This is a genomic window from Brakhagea baltica (assembly GCF_052161605.1).
Lineage (GTDB): Bacteria > Planctomycetota > Planctomycetia > Pirellulales > Pirellulaceae > JBKCUI01.
Genome location: NZ_CP197409.1, coordinates 4,099,415 through 4,114,185 on the forward strand (window position 1 = coordinate 4,099,415; position 14,771 = coordinate 4,114,185).

8 protein-coding genes are annotated in these 14,771 nt (G+C 48.5%); 3 read left to right on the forward strand and 5 right to left on the reverse strand.

Annotated elements, in window-relative coordinates:
• Window positions 1–44 precede the first annotated feature (44 nt).
• Entirely contained in the window at window positions 45–1,808 is a 1,764-nt protein-coding gene (locus tag SH449x_RS15715) for a hypothetical protein (protein WP_482377022.1), read from the reverse strand.
• A gap of 444 nt (window positions 1,809–2,252) precedes the next feature.
• Here SH449x_RS15715 and SH449x_RS15720 point away from each other — a divergent pair, with 444 nt between their 5' ends.
• Window positions 2,253–3,749, forward strand: a complete 1,497-nt coding sequence (locus tag SH449x_RS15720) for an ISKra4 family transposase (protein WP_482376812.1) — start codon at window positions 2,253–2,255, stop codon at window positions 3,747–3,749.
• A gap of 338 nt (window positions 3,750–4,087) precedes the next feature.
• Here SH449x_RS15720 and SH449x_RS15725 read toward each other — a convergent pair whose 3' ends face one another.
• On the reverse strand, window positions 4,088–4,903 hold the full coding sequence (locus tag SH449x_RS15725) for a hypothetical protein (RefSeq protein ID WP_482377023.1): 816 nt from the start codon (window positions 4,901–4,903) through the stop codon (window positions 4,088–4,090).
• A gap of 197 nt (window positions 4,904–5,100) precedes the next feature.
• Window positions 5,101–7,542: a bifunctional diguanylate cyclase/phosphohydrolase gene (locus tag SH449x_RS15730; protein WP_482377024.1), complete on the reverse strand. Its 2,442-nt coding sequence runs from the start codon at window positions 7,540–7,542 to the stop codon at window positions 5,101–5,103.
• 378 nt (window positions 7,543–7,920) lie between these two features.
• Between SH449x_RS15730 and SH449x_RS15735 the strand changes: the two genes are divergently transcribed.
• Window positions 7,921–9,834: a TolC family protein gene (locus SH449x_RS15735; RefSeq protein ID WP_482377025.1), complete on the forward strand. Its 1,914-nt coding sequence runs from the start codon at window positions 7,921–7,923 to the stop codon at window positions 9,832–9,834.
• A 197-nt stretch (window positions 9,835–10,031) separates the two neighbouring features.
• Here the strand turns inward: SH449x_RS15735 and SH449x_RS15740 are convergent, their stop codons facing one another.
• Window positions 10,032–11,708, reverse strand: a complete 1,677-nt coding sequence (locus SH449x_RS15740) for a hypothetical protein (protein WP_482377026.1) — start codon at window positions 11,706–11,708, stop codon at window positions 10,032–10,034.
• An 11-nt stretch (window positions 11,709–11,719) separates the two neighbouring features.
• Window positions 11,720–12,169: a hypothetical protein gene (locus SH449x_RS15745; protein WP_482377027.1), complete on the reverse strand. Its 450-nt coding sequence runs from the start codon at window positions 12,167–12,169 to the stop codon at window positions 11,720–11,722.
• Between the two features lie 619 nt (window positions 12,170–12,788).
• Between SH449x_RS15745 and SH449x_RS15750 the strand changes: the two genes are divergently transcribed.
• Window positions 12,789–14,582, forward strand: a complete 1,794-nt coding sequence (locus SH449x_RS15750) for a hypothetical protein (protein ID WP_482377028.1) — start codon at window positions 12,789–12,791, stop codon at window positions 14,580–14,582.
• Window positions 14,583–14,771: the final 189 nt, after the last annotated feature.

Genomic DNA, 14,771 nt, shown 5'->3' on the forward strand with positions numbered 1-14,771 from the left:
CCCCTCTCGGGAAACCTCTCCACGGCAGGCACCTTCTTTATCACCTATTCTCGTTTCATCGTAAACAGCCCGAGATGGAACCCATCATTGGTACGACGCACTAAACAGCCCAGGGGACCCAAGGAGTCAGATAGTGCTTGATAAATGGATTGCCAATCCTTGATTCCTGTCACTGCGCCAATTACGACTGGTCTTGTCTTATCTCCTGCTTCCGCTTGCTTCTTAAAAAATAAGCCTAGATCGACAATGCGGATTGCCACCACGTTGTCTTCATCGCGTAACGTCTTTGACATGCTATTCCGTACCCGATTGTAATAATCCGATTCTACGAGAGGCATGCGTCTAGCATTCTTGTGTTCCACTGCTAGGTCGTCCGCTCGAGAAGAAAAGTATGCCTGGTCTCGTATAACTCCTAGTCCCCCGCCATTCGCCCAAGGAAAGCGATTCAAGACATAGTACTTGCCATTAACACCATGCCGAACTTCGTTTTCAGGAGGCATTTCTATGTTAAGACTCTTTTGAAATGCCAATAGTGCCGAATCAGGCATCAATTCTGCCTTGGGAAGAAGCACTTCATCCAATTGATATTCAAGGCGATCGAGTACGCGTATTGGAAAGTAGCCTTCGAAGCCATCTTGCTCGGTTTCGAAAATACAAAAATGATTCTCTAAAGCGTCTAATCTCCGATTGTATGCTGTGGGCATCCGCCGAATGTGCTTTGGGGTCCGATCGTCGGCATCGGTGGAGTGAAGCATATCAACTTTTGAATCTAGAAATTCTCCGACATGGCAATGTAAACTGGTAAACGCGGTTGATTTCCCTGGGGCTTGCTTGGCTAATCTTTCCATTTGACTCATAGCTTCTCTTCCATTCGAACCAAGAAACCTATTTTGGACATACGTATCATTTGAAACTATCTTTATGGCGAACTCTAAATCACGATCCGGTGAGGTCGTTATGGCTTGGAGTCGAATAGCTTTTACGTGTCTCCGTAAAAACTCTCGGAGGTTTCGATCTGAAAGAAACAGGTCTGTCGAGGATTGAGGTAACCGGTCAAGCAATATATCTGGTCGGAAATAGATATCGGCATACGACTCCTGGCCGGATCGCATACCTTGGCTTGCAAGCTGCCACAATTCGTCTTGAGGTAGCGAAGCTGATATCCCAACACCTTTTTGAATACCCTCTGCGACTCCTTGTAGAGTTAGAAGATCCGTGGAAATGACAACAGTCTCGCCATACACGAACCAACCAATCTCTTCTGATGGAGAAGATCCAACGGCTTGAGTGATCGATATCGATCTGTATTGCAAGGATTCTTGTTTCCCACCGTTAGCAACAACCTCATCAGCGTATGCCTTGGCAAGGTGTTCCCAAACGATCTCATTGTCTTTCGCATCAACCATGATAAGTCCCGCCAAACGATCCTCGACCTGTAGCAACGCAAAAACAAGTCGACCTTGGAACGAATCTAAAACCTCATCTAAACGGAAGACGGTTTGATCGAGTTTCGTGAAAATCTTCGCCAGTCTCCCTAGCGTTCTTTGAGTCTGTTCGCCGGAGGGATCAGCAACAAGTACGGCTTTAGAGATGGCTGTATAGAAGCAGAATTCTTTCAGCTTTTGGACATCGGAAACTGATATCAGCAAACAAGTTTCGCGAGGTAATAAGTGCAGGTATGAACTGGTTGATTTATCAGAGACAAACTGACCAAGTGTCGATTTTGCGAAGACTAACGTCAACACTGTCAGGATGCAAAAGAAGAGAGTATCCATCAAGCATCGATGTAGGAATCTAGATTTACTCATGGGACATAACCTCATCTAGAAAATTTAGAAAGTTAATGACGCGTAAACTTGAAAAAGTGAGCAATGGCGAACGACAAAACGGTTGCTCAAGTCTGAGCAAAAATCAGATTGAATACGGCTTCACCGTGTGGGAATCATAGATTGGCCGCTTCTTTTCCAATTGCCCGTTCTATTTCGAGTCGCAGATAGCACTACAACGACGACACGCACCACTCCGCCAGGGTATTGCAACTCATTCCTGCTGTCAACAATTTTTATGGGGCGTGTTGTTGATGGGTGTGACCGGCTCATCGTTGCTTAGTCGGTAGTGAGTCGCGATTTGCTAGCACAAGATATTGTGGCATCATTTCCGGCGACAACCAATTGGTTTCGTTTTCAGTATTGAGAGAGATAATAAGGGTAACGGCGAGCTTTTTCGTCGGTTCTCAATCACGGAGTCAAATCATGAACGAATCGTTGGATTTCCAGAATGTAGATTGTATTGTCGCACAGCTTAAAGAGCTGGCTAACACAGCTTTTCGTACGGGGCAAGCGATCGACCAAACGGAGCTTGATTTACACAAGCGACTAATGGCTCTCGGACATGCATTGATTGGAACAATCATCGAGCAAGCAGGCCAGGGAGATGTTGGACCTACCATCGAGAAGAAAGGGCGAGTCTATAATCGAATGCCCAAACGGACTCGGAGGTATCGCTCCATCTTTGGCGATTTCAGAATCGAACGCTACGTCTATGGAACAACACCCGATCAAGCGATCCAAGCCATTCCTTTGGACGAGCATTTAGGGCTCCCGCAGAATGATTATTCCTTGGTCTTCGAGTCGTGGGTCGGAACTCATGCGACCGAATCTTCCTTCCATAAAGCGGTTGGGTTACTGGAACGAATCACGTCACTCCACGTCCCAGTCGACAGCGCCGAACGGATCGGAAGCCGATTGGGAAAATCAGCGGCCTTGGTACTCGATAATCCGCCATCGATCGATCGAGCTACCGAGGCAGAACTCTTGGTCCAAACCAGTGACAACAAAGGCATCCCGATGGTACGCAAGCAAACGGAAAAAACACCTGTGGGTGCTTCTGTCGAACGCATGGGCCCCAAGCCGGGGCAGAAACAAATGGCGTGCATGGCCGGAGTGTATACCGTAGATCGCGATGTTCGAACGGCTACAGAAATCATTGATGCTTTATTCCATGAGCCTGAGTCAGGCGAGACAAGTAGATCAGAAGCTAAGCCGAAGAATCCTCGGTACTTTGGGGCGTTGACCAAGCATGATTCTAACGGAAACGTGATCGGTAAGTCCGCTGAAGAGCAAGCTCAGCAATGGCTAACTGCCAATACGCTCCGACGCCACCGAGAGGGTCAAGAGATTTTGGTTATGCACGACGGGCAACCATCACTTTGGAACTTAGCGCATGAGTACCAGGAGGGATGGAACACGATTGAAATACTGGACCTGATGCATGTACTTCCGCGAATCTGGGCAGCCGCGAAGATCATCCAACCAGATTCGCAAAGCTCGTATGTTCGCGAACAGCTGCTGCTACTGCTTAAGGGAACCGAAGGTCTAATGATCATAGGAATCAAGACTGCGATGAGACGCAAGGGCATAAAAAAAGCACAACGCGAAGAGCTTGGCAAGATCGTGAAGTATTTGGAAAACAACCGCTCACGAATCAAGTACGGTGAGTATTTGGCAAAAGGCTATCCGATATGCACTGGGTATATTGAAGGAGCCTGTCGGCATGTGCCCAAGGATCGAATGGAAAAGAGTGGGATGAGATGGAAGGAAAAAGGAGCCCAGACCATGCTGAACCTTCGCTGCATCGAAGCGAGTGAGCTTTGGGATGTCTTAGCCACAACGCACCGAACGGTAAACCTCTCGATCTACGGTAAGAAACGAGTGAACTATAGCGATCAGTTCTTGGCAATGGCGTCGTAACTAACAGAACAACCGGTCACACCCGTTGTTGATAACGTTGAAAATGGAAGAGCTAGTCGAAGAGATACCTAGGAAAGATGAAGAGTCCCTGGTGCTTAATGCGAGAGACAGCCCATCGACGAAAATACCGGTAGCGGTCATTCGTTCGCTAGGTCGGCAGGTCCCACTCGATGAATCGAATCATGCATTGCTGCCGAGAATATGTTAAAAAAAAACCGTGGAGAGCTTCCCCTCTCGGGAAACCTCTCCACGGCAGCCTCTTCCCCTTCTGACCCCACACACACTACCAAAAAGTCAGAAGGAGAAATTCTTAGTGAGCAAAAGGTAACAAGGAACTGTTAGATCTTTGCTCTGACTTTTACTGGGACGATGTCTACGGGAGGATTTGGTTTACGACCTACGGGAAAGATCGCGTCGTTTCCATCATCAACACCATCAGTATCCGATTGTGCATCGTCTATAGCATCTCTTGGTGGAACAACACTCTTACCTTCCAAGTTCAGAGAGCGAACGAATTCCGAGGCATGGATATATTGCTCGGCCGACATCGAATTGATGTTTTCCCGAAGCAATGCTGCCAAGGATTTTGTCAGTTTCGCAATCTCTAACTGCGTTGGACTGCCGTCGCCACTGTTCTCAAATTGTCGTGATCGAAATACTTGTTCGATTTCACTGCAGATTGGTGCGTACTCGGCTTGCCTCAAAATGTGAGGCCAGACAATCTCACCCGTGTCCGAGTTGAACTGAGTTGCCGTCAGCTTCTTGGGAAGATAGTACTCCACCGCCCGCTTTCTGGCTTCACCGACAAAGGGTCTGGACCCGTAGCGCTCACGATATTCGGCTCTCATCGCTTTGATGTCCAAGACCGCCTTTGTATAAGCGACTCGGTTTTCCAGGGCTCGTCGAAACGCTTCTTGGTAATTGATGGCCGAAAGACTTTCCATGTAAGTCAGCTCACCAGCGCCGCGAAGCACGGATGCATAACCTCTCTGGATGCCTTCGCCAAAAGTGCTGGATCGCTCCATGAACTCCCAGTTCATGCCTGGAGTGGCGATGGCTGGCCCCTCGGATTGCGCTTGCAAAGAAGGAGAGAATCCAAACGCTACCGCTAACACGGCGATTCCGGTCCGAATTGAAACTGTCTTCTTCATCATGTCTCTCCCTTCACCTTTCTAACTTTGTCACATCTGTACTTCGTAGTCGGTTCAATAGTGCAAGCTGCGTACCATTCGACTTGAAACCGTCAGATCTTGGAAAAACCGGCATTTATGGGAACTGATCGCTTGGCGATCTGGTTCGTTTGTACCAATAGATGACTACGCTGTCTCAAATTGCGACATCGTTTTGGATACTACTCTGCCTTCGTTTGCAAATCCGCGGACAGTTGGTGCAACCCGTTTGGGTGGGGTGAAGAGGGCTGGGTGGTTCGAAGGTGGGCTCGATGGATGGTTAGGCAGATTTCCACTAGGTCCTTCATGGTCGGCATAAGCGAAGCCCAGTCCGCAACGGCTTTGCGGTCCACCTCGGATTTAAGTTCTTTGACGATCTGTGCGATAACTGGCATATCGATCTTTTTGCTTAGGAGTTCGAGCGACTCGAGTTTCGCCTTAAGAACAATCGAGTTACCTGTTTCGAAGCTATGGATAATGCGTTCAATTTCATAGCCAATCATCAAGGTCTCTCGATTATCGAAACCTACGACTGGACCTGAAACCATCGGCCGCCATCCGTGTGGTTCGTCTGCCAATTTCTCGACTAACACTGGGTCAAATTGTTTACCAGCTTGGGCTCGTAGTTGCTCGATCGCTTGGTCGTGAGTGAGTCGAAGCTCCAAATCTTCGCAAGAAGTCAATACATCGTAAACGCTCGCAATAGCAAGGATTCGGGCCCCGAGTGGGATTCCACCAGGGACTTCAGCCTGGAGTTCAAAGGGGGTAGCTTGGAACTTGATAATCTCGCGTAGGCACTCTGAATCAAAGGCAGAGTTGAGGATCCGTTCAGTAACCTTATTTTGTTGCTGGAATACCTTGTCATCTATCGCAACTTGATGTCGGAGCAAATCGCTTTCCGCATGCGGCATCCCGAGAGCACCGATATCGTGTAATGTCGCGGCAATTTCCAAAGTGTAAATCTGGTCTACTTTCATTTGGTCCCTCGCCAGTTCCACAGCGATTTCAGCCACCCTATTAGAGTGTGCAGCGATGTTTGGAAAGCGAGCAGACAGAGCTGCATTTAGCGATACGACAGCATGGTATGAGATTGGATGTTCCTCAATATTGGTTGCGGCGAGTTTGGCGGCTTTGTTCTTTTCTTCCTCCAAGGCGTCAGCTTCCAGCTGTTGGCTCCATGTTCGGAATGCGTTGCGTCCACCTCGTTTCGCTGCGTAAAGTCCTTGATCGGCTTGCTCAATTTGTGCACCGATTGTCGGAGCATTGAAAATGCTACTTGATACTCCTAAGCTTGCTGTGACGTGATAGGGTTCTGCCAATGATTTTTCAATACCGGCACGAATCTCCTCCGCCATAGATTCTCCTTCCGACACTGTAGCTTTTTGCATGATCACGCAAAACTCTTCCCCACCGTATCGACTTAGGATTGCTCGCCCCTCGACGATCTTCGAAACCACCTTGACGACATCTTTCAACACGGCGTCACCGGCGGTGTGACCATGTTGATCGTTGAGCTTCTTGAAGTGATCGACGTCCATCATAATCGTAATCAGACCGCGATTGCCCTCGTTTCTTTGTTCCCAGATAGCGTCAACCTTCTCGAAAAGTGCTCGGCGATTCAGGGCACCGGTGAGTTGATCGCGTGTAGCCAGTTCGTGTAGAACCTCGTTCTGGCGTCTAATCTGTTCACGAGATACTTCCAAGTCTCGAAGGACGTCCAGCAAGTGACGGCGCTGCTCCTCCATGAGGGTGATGTCCTCAAACGACACCAAAGCTCCCGTTAGTTTTTCAGCACCGTCGAACACGGGAGTAGCGTTCACCATAAAGGTGTATTCGCGGTCCTGAGCTTGGAGCGACAGTTTGACTCCGATCTTCGGCAACTTATTTTGGATAGCCGCCTCCCAAGGCCACCTTTCTCTGTCGTCCTTGGACCAGGAGAAACTAGAAAGTTCTTTCTCTACCAACTCGTCAACAGTGAGATTCGTCCATCGAGCAAACGAATCATTCGCAAGTAGCAATTTTCCCTTTTCATCAAGGATGACCACGCCGCCAACGATCGTATCCAAAGTGTTACGCACGCGTTTGGGAACAGCACTCTTGGGATCTAGGACACTCAGAGCTCGTCCCAGGAACAACGCGAAGCTACCTACGTTAATAAAGAAACCAAAGCCGAGAATCATCGCCCAGCGAACGAAACTGGAACCCCAAAACGAACTAACCGGTTCAAACGCCAACTCGATTTCCGCATACACAGATTCTCCACGGATCAAAGGAATCCGCAGCTGATTCAGGTCAGATGGAGCATCTGGCTCCAAACTCCAGTACCGGTGATGATCGGGTGACGAATAGAGTACCAGGCCGTCGTGGCGTAGGATTCTAAGGCTGCGCAGTTGTTCATTACTTAGCAACGATTCCTTGCAGGCTTTCTGTAGCTTAAAGGGATCGCTTGCTCCGATATGCTTGGAGCAATTCATGGCAACTTTTTGGCTAGCCTCGGTCCGCTCGACTTGTACCCGTTGGAGATCGGGGGTCAGGAGACTTAGTAAATTTCCAGCCATCATCGGTCCGAACGACATCGCCGCTAGGATGATCGCCATTTTGTAGGTGATCTTGATTTTTGGCATTGGGGACCGGGGTAATGATTCACATTAATTGTTGCCTCTGGAGCAGAGAGACACACGTCGACCCATAAATGTTGTACAAGGTTGAAGGAATGCACTCCTTCTCCTGGTAGAAAAGCCGGATTGGTGACCAAATAGCATGACTCTGCGGACTGTAGGGGTTGCGGCGACTGGTTGGAGTCGGCGCAGCTGGGTCGTGGTGGTCTGTGAGGGCTGCGTGGAGTTTGTTGAAGTGGTGGTGTTTGCTGGTTATTAGGACGCAGTAGCGGAACACATTCAACAAGTGATTTGGCGCAACGAATTGTTTTAGCTCCGAATCCAGACTACTCGATACTGCACTGAGACGGAAATCGAGAGCAGACACATTTCAGGGAGGAATCGGTGGCGGCTTGTTCGGTGGGCAGTAATGGTAGACTTTTGCTCAAGCGGGCTATTTTGCTCGCCTGTGTCTTCGTGTCTCCGTCCACCGACTGTTTCTCTTTCGAGGACACCTATTCCGGAGTTTCCAGCGAGCAGTTCGAGGCATTCTTACGGACGAAGGGAGTCGCGGCTCCTACTGTAAAAAGGGACTTAGATGAAAATCCCAGTCGCCAAATAGATTCTGTTGGCCCAGGTATTGAGCAGACGCCGCAAAATCAAATGCAGCTAGAGCCCTCGATTTCGCCAGCTCCCAATATAGCATCGGATCTCTCAAGGCGTTTGGGTGACACGAGTACAACCTCGCCAACCACTTCTCAACCTGGCGTTGAGCTGTATCAGCCCGACGATAACGAAACGCTTCAAGCGTTTGCGTGGGATGGCTGTTGGTGGGAACAACCCCATGCTCTCACCAAACAACTCATTACCCCTGACCCAGTTCGAGTTCAACTGACCGATTTGGAGCAGCTTGTTTGGCTGTCTCTCCAACATTCGCCCGCCATCAAAGCGATCTTAAAAGTTCCCGAAATTCAAAGAGCGGAGATCGATGTTGCAAAAGGTGAATTCGATCCCCGTTTTAACGCGAGAACGAATTTTCGAGATACTTCAGATCCGGTTGGTAATACGTTGGTAACAGGTGGACCTAATCGCCTCAACGAATACTTCTGGGAAAATTCGGTGGGTATCTCCGACAGGAATACCTTTGGTGGACGTACTGAACTGAGGCAGGCGATCGATGCCCGAGACAACAACTCATTGTTCTTTATACCTTCCGACCAGATTGATACGAAACTCTCAATCAACTACACCCAGCCTCTTCGCCGTGGCTACGGAACGTTCTACAACACCTCGCAAATCCAGATTCAACAAACGAAAACCCAACAAGAGATTGCGACCGCAAACGAAGCATTGCAGAATCACGCCATGAAGTTACACAATGCCTACTGGACGCTCGTGGTGGCTCGCTACCAGTTTGTTCAGACTTTGAATACACAGTACCGCCTAGAAGACATTCATAGAATGATGTCCAATCGAAGGGGGATTGATCTGATCGATTCCCAGATGAAGCGGGTCGAGAAAGAAGTCGAGACTCTCAAAGGCGTCATAGCCAATCTTAAAGCGAAAATCAAATCGACTCAGTTCGAGATCGCGCAATTGGTTGCAGCGCCTGAACTACAATCAGACCAATGCGGTGAGATCATTCCTCTTACCATCCCAACGAGTGGCTTGCCACCGACCGATGAGTTGATAGATGAGTACTATAGTGCGATCCTCTATCGAGGCGACTTGGCCCGCACGCGACTTCGAATTGAACAGGTTGCCATTCAGAAAAAAGTTGCCATCCATGAACTACAAAGCAAACTCGACCTGTTTCTGGAAAGCTATGTGCGGGGTCTGGAAGGTAACAGCCAAGTCTTCCGTTCACTGACTCGACAGTTTGACTCTGGTTCCCCCAGCTACGCGGCTGGTCTTGTGTATGAGATTCCTCGGGGAAATCGGGCCGCGCGAGCAAATGTCCTATCCAACACAGAAAGCCTCGCCCAGCAGACGCTCGAATACGATGATTTGCTTCAAAGAGCCTATGCACAAGTCAATAGTGCAATCGAGCGAAGCAAAGGATCCTATCAAGCGATCTTCGCCAAACTGAATGCAGCGGAAGCCGCGAAGGCCGAAGTCGAACTCCATCAATCTCGGTTTGACGATTACTTCTCCGAAAATGCCTCCAGGAGTATCATACTGTCCGAGTGGCTCGATGCGGAAATGCGCCTGTTCAACGCAGAACGAGATTTGGCAGAACAACAGGTCGAACATATGCGTAACCTGACGCAAATCAAGTTCGAATCCGGCACCTTGCTAACCATCCAAGCTGAACGTTAAGATCAAGAGGTAAAACCGCCTCGCTATCTCACGATGGTGAAAGTTTGCGGAAAACTCCAACCGCGAGAACGTAGCAGAACTGGGGACACTGTTTTACTATGCTATCGGAATTTCTCATGGCTCGTTTTCACGGGTGGAGATCTTTGCACCTGGAGAGGTTGCCATAATCCAATTCCAATTGTCGCCGAACAAAGTGCTCACTTCCGAAGCAAAAAGTATTCAAGCTGGAAGCCACTTTTGCTCTTCTTGACGAAACCACCGCTCGGTCCCAGTTGTTCAATGATCTGCGGAAGTAGTTTGTCGAAAATATCAAGCCCATTCATTTTCATCCAGACTCCGACACTGGACTTTTCGAATCCCGGGATGTACGACTCGATAAAACGCCCTGAATCCACGTAATGAATCGCAAAACAATTCCCCTTACTTCTTGCCTTTAAATGCTCGTTCACCATTTTGAATGGGATGGAATCGTGTAGGGTATCCTCTGGCTGCAACTCCAATTCCGTGAAATACCGATCGGAGTTCGATTCGATATAATAGCCTTCTCTTACACCTTTGAACTTTGGCGGAGGAGGCTGATAGATCTCAGCGAGTATGGGTGGTAATTTAAAGCGACTGAATTCATCAACCTTCCAATAATTACCATCAAGTCCCTCACCTTTAACGGCATCGCTCGGAATTCGTGACGATAGAAGACTCATAAAGGTCTCCCTGTTATTGCGAGGCTTGAAGACCAATGCCTCGGTGCCACCTTCGGTCGTGCAACTGTAAGCCTGCGGGAGCAACTCCAATACGTTCTCACTGCTTGCAAGATAGTCATCCACGGACATGCCCTTAGCGTCGGCTAACTCCTTAATTCTCTTCGTGGCAGCCGGGCTCATCTTAAAGCCTTCTTTTCGAGACTCTCCTTGAATCCTCCAGAAATCAGCGGCCACAATCGCATAGCTGGTAGCATCGAATGGGATAAATGGATCTGTTTTGGAAAAACTTGCGTGCCCAGCCTGTTTCACAATCTCAACGCCTTCGCTAAGCCGAAAGTCAACTTGAAGCTCTGCTTCGATTTCGCTTTGCTCAGATGGAAACGAAATCGCAACCAGAATTGACTTGCAGTGGGCTTCGATTATCGGATATATCCTGTACGGAATATTCAAGCGCATCAAGGACCTTGTTACCATGTCTTTCGGGTAATAATATTCGCCCCGTAGGAATAGATGTACACCAACTTTTCTCTCAATATCTATACTTTTCTCAGAGGATACAAAATCTGGATCACTCATTAAACCATCATTTGTTTGGTTGACCCAACGTATCGTCATTTCGGCAATCATGTCCGCTGAATTACAGAATAGAAACTGCGAACCTCGCTCCGCAAATGCGGATCTGCATTCGCCACCCGCGATGAATGAGGTTACGGTCACGTCTCCTGCCTTCCACTCTTTCTTCTCACAGCCATCTGCCACCAATTTCTTTTCAAGATTAAGGCAAAAGATCTGAAGGCCTAAGGCATCTTCGTCGGCGTCGATGAACATGCACCACTTCCGCAAATCCTTTTCGTAGAAGTGACCAAACGCGAATTCCTTTTTCGGTAGCGTGAGCAATTCCGCTACCGATAGATCTGACCAAGGCAAGATTGCAAAACCAACTAGGCCGAGGCTCTGAAACGCTTTAACTCCTTTTGACGTTTCAGGGATTTTCTGCCACGATTTGCCCAGCGTACCGTCTGCAATTCTCGACGCGACTTCGCTCGTGTCGGTCAGATGGAACCAAAGTGTTGTGGAGGAAGGGAATATTCGCGCGGAGTCAAATCCGGCCAGCAGTGTCGCTTCGCTACCGAGAACAAGCATTGCGAAAACAAAACCTCTAACACAGGTCATTTCAATCCTCACTACAGCCAAATTCCAAACAATAAACCTATGATTAATTGCACAACTTCAATTGGAGTACCACATGCTAATAGGCACAATCTCCAAGAGTCATATGCGATGCCCAAAAGGACCATGATTAAATCTCGAACTGCTCGCACCTCTTCCTCAGTTGTTGCCTGGGCCATTAATGCGGACTCCATTTCATTGATCGCGCCAATGGCTTGAAAACTCGCCTGATTGCAAGCTAATTCGCAAGGGCTTAAGTCCGGCAGCGGAGGCAGTGGCGGTTGTCCAGGTCCCTGCGGCGGTGGTGGTGGCGGGAGCCCAGGTAAATGCTGCGGTGGATCAACATCTAACGCAAGCTCGCGAGCGTCCACGGAGCAGGTTTGAAATACGACAGCTGATAGAGCTGCAATCGAAAACAAAAACAAGACGAAAACATACAAAGTCGAGTGCCGAATCACGCTCATCAAAAAGCCTCCTTAAACAATGCGAACTAACAAGTAAGTGTGGTAGTGTAATCTACCCCCCCCCCCCCCCTTGTAAAGGCCCCTCGAACTGAGTATTCACAGAGCAACCATCTGAGAAGTGTAACCAGAAAGAATCGAAATGCTGCTGGGTATACCTGGGCATGGATATCTGGGACCATTCCACTTTTCCATTCTGAATTTAAGTAGGGGAAAAAGTGTCACCAGAAAGAGTGTCATCCCTATAACGACGCCTGATTCCGACGACACAAGGCTCTCGATCGGGATTTAGAAAGCAGCAGAGACATTAGGGCAATTGCGAGGTCTAGGTTGAAGGGAATGGGGCGAACCGTAGTGTCAACAAAATGTGGATGGCACCATATGGACGCTCTGGACAACTGGCTTCCGCAGTTCTATAGTTGGCGCAAGGTGTGGCCTCTGCTGGGTTCGATCTATGCATGGCAGCGTGTGGCCTTATTCCCCCCCCTGATCCGATTGACATCATCGTATGACGCGGTTCAAGGCCAGATCTGCGTCCTAGTTGTCTGCGAAACCATGATTCGCAGGCTCGCGGACAAATGGTCCGTAAAGTGCGTACACAGCTTTAATGGGTAGTACACTTATGCTGAAGCGGCTTCTGATTGTTTGGGGAGTGTCTCTTTCACTCGGATCTAGTTTGCGTGCTGAGACACAATCTGCGGACATTTTCCCCGCCTCGATGGACCTGTGGATTAATATTCCTGATGTCCGCGTGGTTAAGGACAGGCTTTCTGGTGGGAATTTGGACGCGGCGTTCCGAACCATTCTTGATTCTTCGCAGTGGAAAACGGCGGCCAAGAACCTTCGGTTAAATGACTCAACTCCGCTTGAATCAACGGGGCTTTACTTACGAGAGATAATTGACGCGCTGGAAGGCGAACTGGCGTGGGGGATTTTTCAAGACCAAGGTGTTGATAGATGGTGTCTCTTTGTCGATCCGAGGACGGAAATCGTCGCGATTGAAATACTTCGCTCAAATATGGAGAAAAAACTAACTCAACTCGGTTGCGTCCGAATCGAAAAGAGAGTGGACGATTGTGATGTGTATTGTTGGATGAAGCAAGAGAATTGTGTGGTTGCCTACACCATTCGAGATGAGAAATTGCTCGCTTCGAACTCGTCATCGATGGTCGAAAACATGGCAATGAGATGGGTCCGAGGAGTTAAAGACGGGTTGAGTAGTGATCCAGAATTTGGTTCGTCTAGTAGGGCGGTGGGAAAGGCAGACAGCGCGAGTATGAATCTGTTCTTTCGGAATCAAATGTTTGACTTTGCTTCATCGGTAGAAGGTATTCGTAAGAATGAAGATATTCGAAAGAATATGGGAGTGCGAGATGTATGGTTTTACCGGAAGTTGATTTGGAAAGGCCGAATATCAGCGCTAGATCCCTACGGCTTGCTTCCAGTGCTCCAGTCCGATGTGACTTCGACTTATGCCAGCTTGCAATTCCCTGATAGATCTAAAGGCGTTGAGTTTGAGTTAAAGATTCAGATCAACACGCCACACGGTGACAAGTTTATAGAACGGCCGGGTGCGGCCGAATTCCCAAAAACTGGCCCTTATTTCGGATTCGATGTCGTCAGCTATTCGGTTCTAAGCGGAGACTTCTGGAAGATTTCAGACTATCTCAAAGAAAATGTGGAGAATCCATTTGAACCTGAATTTTCAAGAGCGAAGGAGCAGTTCAGAGAACTACTCCGCAAACACGGCTTGCCTGAAGAAAGATTGTCAAGACCAAGTCGCGACAGTCAACATTTTCATCCTGTTGCCTATCGATGTCAGTTGGTTGACGGCTCCAGTGCCGTTATTTTCAAGTTTCGAGATGTTGAAAAGTCTCGTCCGATTTATTCCAAGGGCCGATTTAGTAGTTTGGATAAACTCTCACCAAATCATGGCATCTTTTCCACGTCGACTCACAGAACCAAGGACATTGTTTACTTTGTGGAAACGCCGTCTCTATTTAAACTACCGGCCAATTCGGGCATAGTAATGCCTCCTGTGTCGCCGCGAGTGTATGGAATCCTAGGTGACTATTACGTCGTTGCCAATTCAGAAAAATTCTTCACCGAACACTCGATTCAACCGGAAGAGAGTCTCGATGAGTCAATCTCATTCCGTATGGTCAAAACGCATCTTGGTCAGCATTTCTCTGGCAATGCGTTTGCGGTTGAGTACTGGGACCTTGCTCGCTTGATGGAAGAATCAGGTTTGCGCTTTGAGGAGTCCCTTTTCAGCAGCTATTTGCGTTTGATTGGAGGCAATTCATTCGATGAACTGTTTCGAAAGTTGGCTAATGACTTTGGGCCAGTCGGCGGATCCGTTGGAAAGAATACAACTGGATTTCGTTTGAACTATTTTATGTTAATTCGGAGATAGCCTGGAACGGTCGTGACGATCTGGCGGGGTAAATAGTCGACATCGTGTTTAACACGATAAGGGAGGGGGAGATTCTCTACTTATTTAGCGAGAAGCGTAAGATTTCCCACGTCAAGCGTGGGGCATTTCCACAAAATAAGTCAATTAGCTGAACAGCTTCCCATCGCAATAATTACCCAATAGCCCCTC

Coding starts and splice junctions, on each gene's coding strand:
- SH449x_RS15715 (WP_482377022.1), bottom strand. CDS start 1,808: ATGAGTAAATCTAGATTCCTACATCGATGCTTGATGGATACTCTCTTC.
- SH449x_RS15720 (WP_482376812.1), top strand. CDS start 2,253: ATGAACGAATCGTTGGATTTCCAGAATGTAGATTGTATTGTCGCACAG.
- SH449x_RS15725 (WP_482377023.1), bottom strand. CDS start 4,903: ATGATGAAGAAGACAGTTTCAATTCGGACCGGAATCGCCGTGTTAGCG.
- SH449x_RS15730 (WP_482377024.1), bottom strand. CDS start 7,542: ATGCCAAAAATCAAGATCACCTACAAAATGGCGATCATCCTAGCGGCG.
- SH449x_RS15740 (WP_482377026.1), bottom strand. CDS start 11,708: ATGACCTGTGTTAGAGGTTTTGTTTTCGCAATGCTTGTTCTCGGTAGC.
- SH449x_RS15745 (WP_482377027.1), bottom strand. CDS start 12,169: ATGAGCGTGATTCGGCACTCGACTTTGTATGTTTTCGTCTTGTTTTTG.
- SH449x_RS15750 (WP_482377028.1), top strand. CDS start 12,789: ATGCTGAAGCGGCTTCTGATTGTTTGGGGAGTGTCTCTTTCACTCGGA.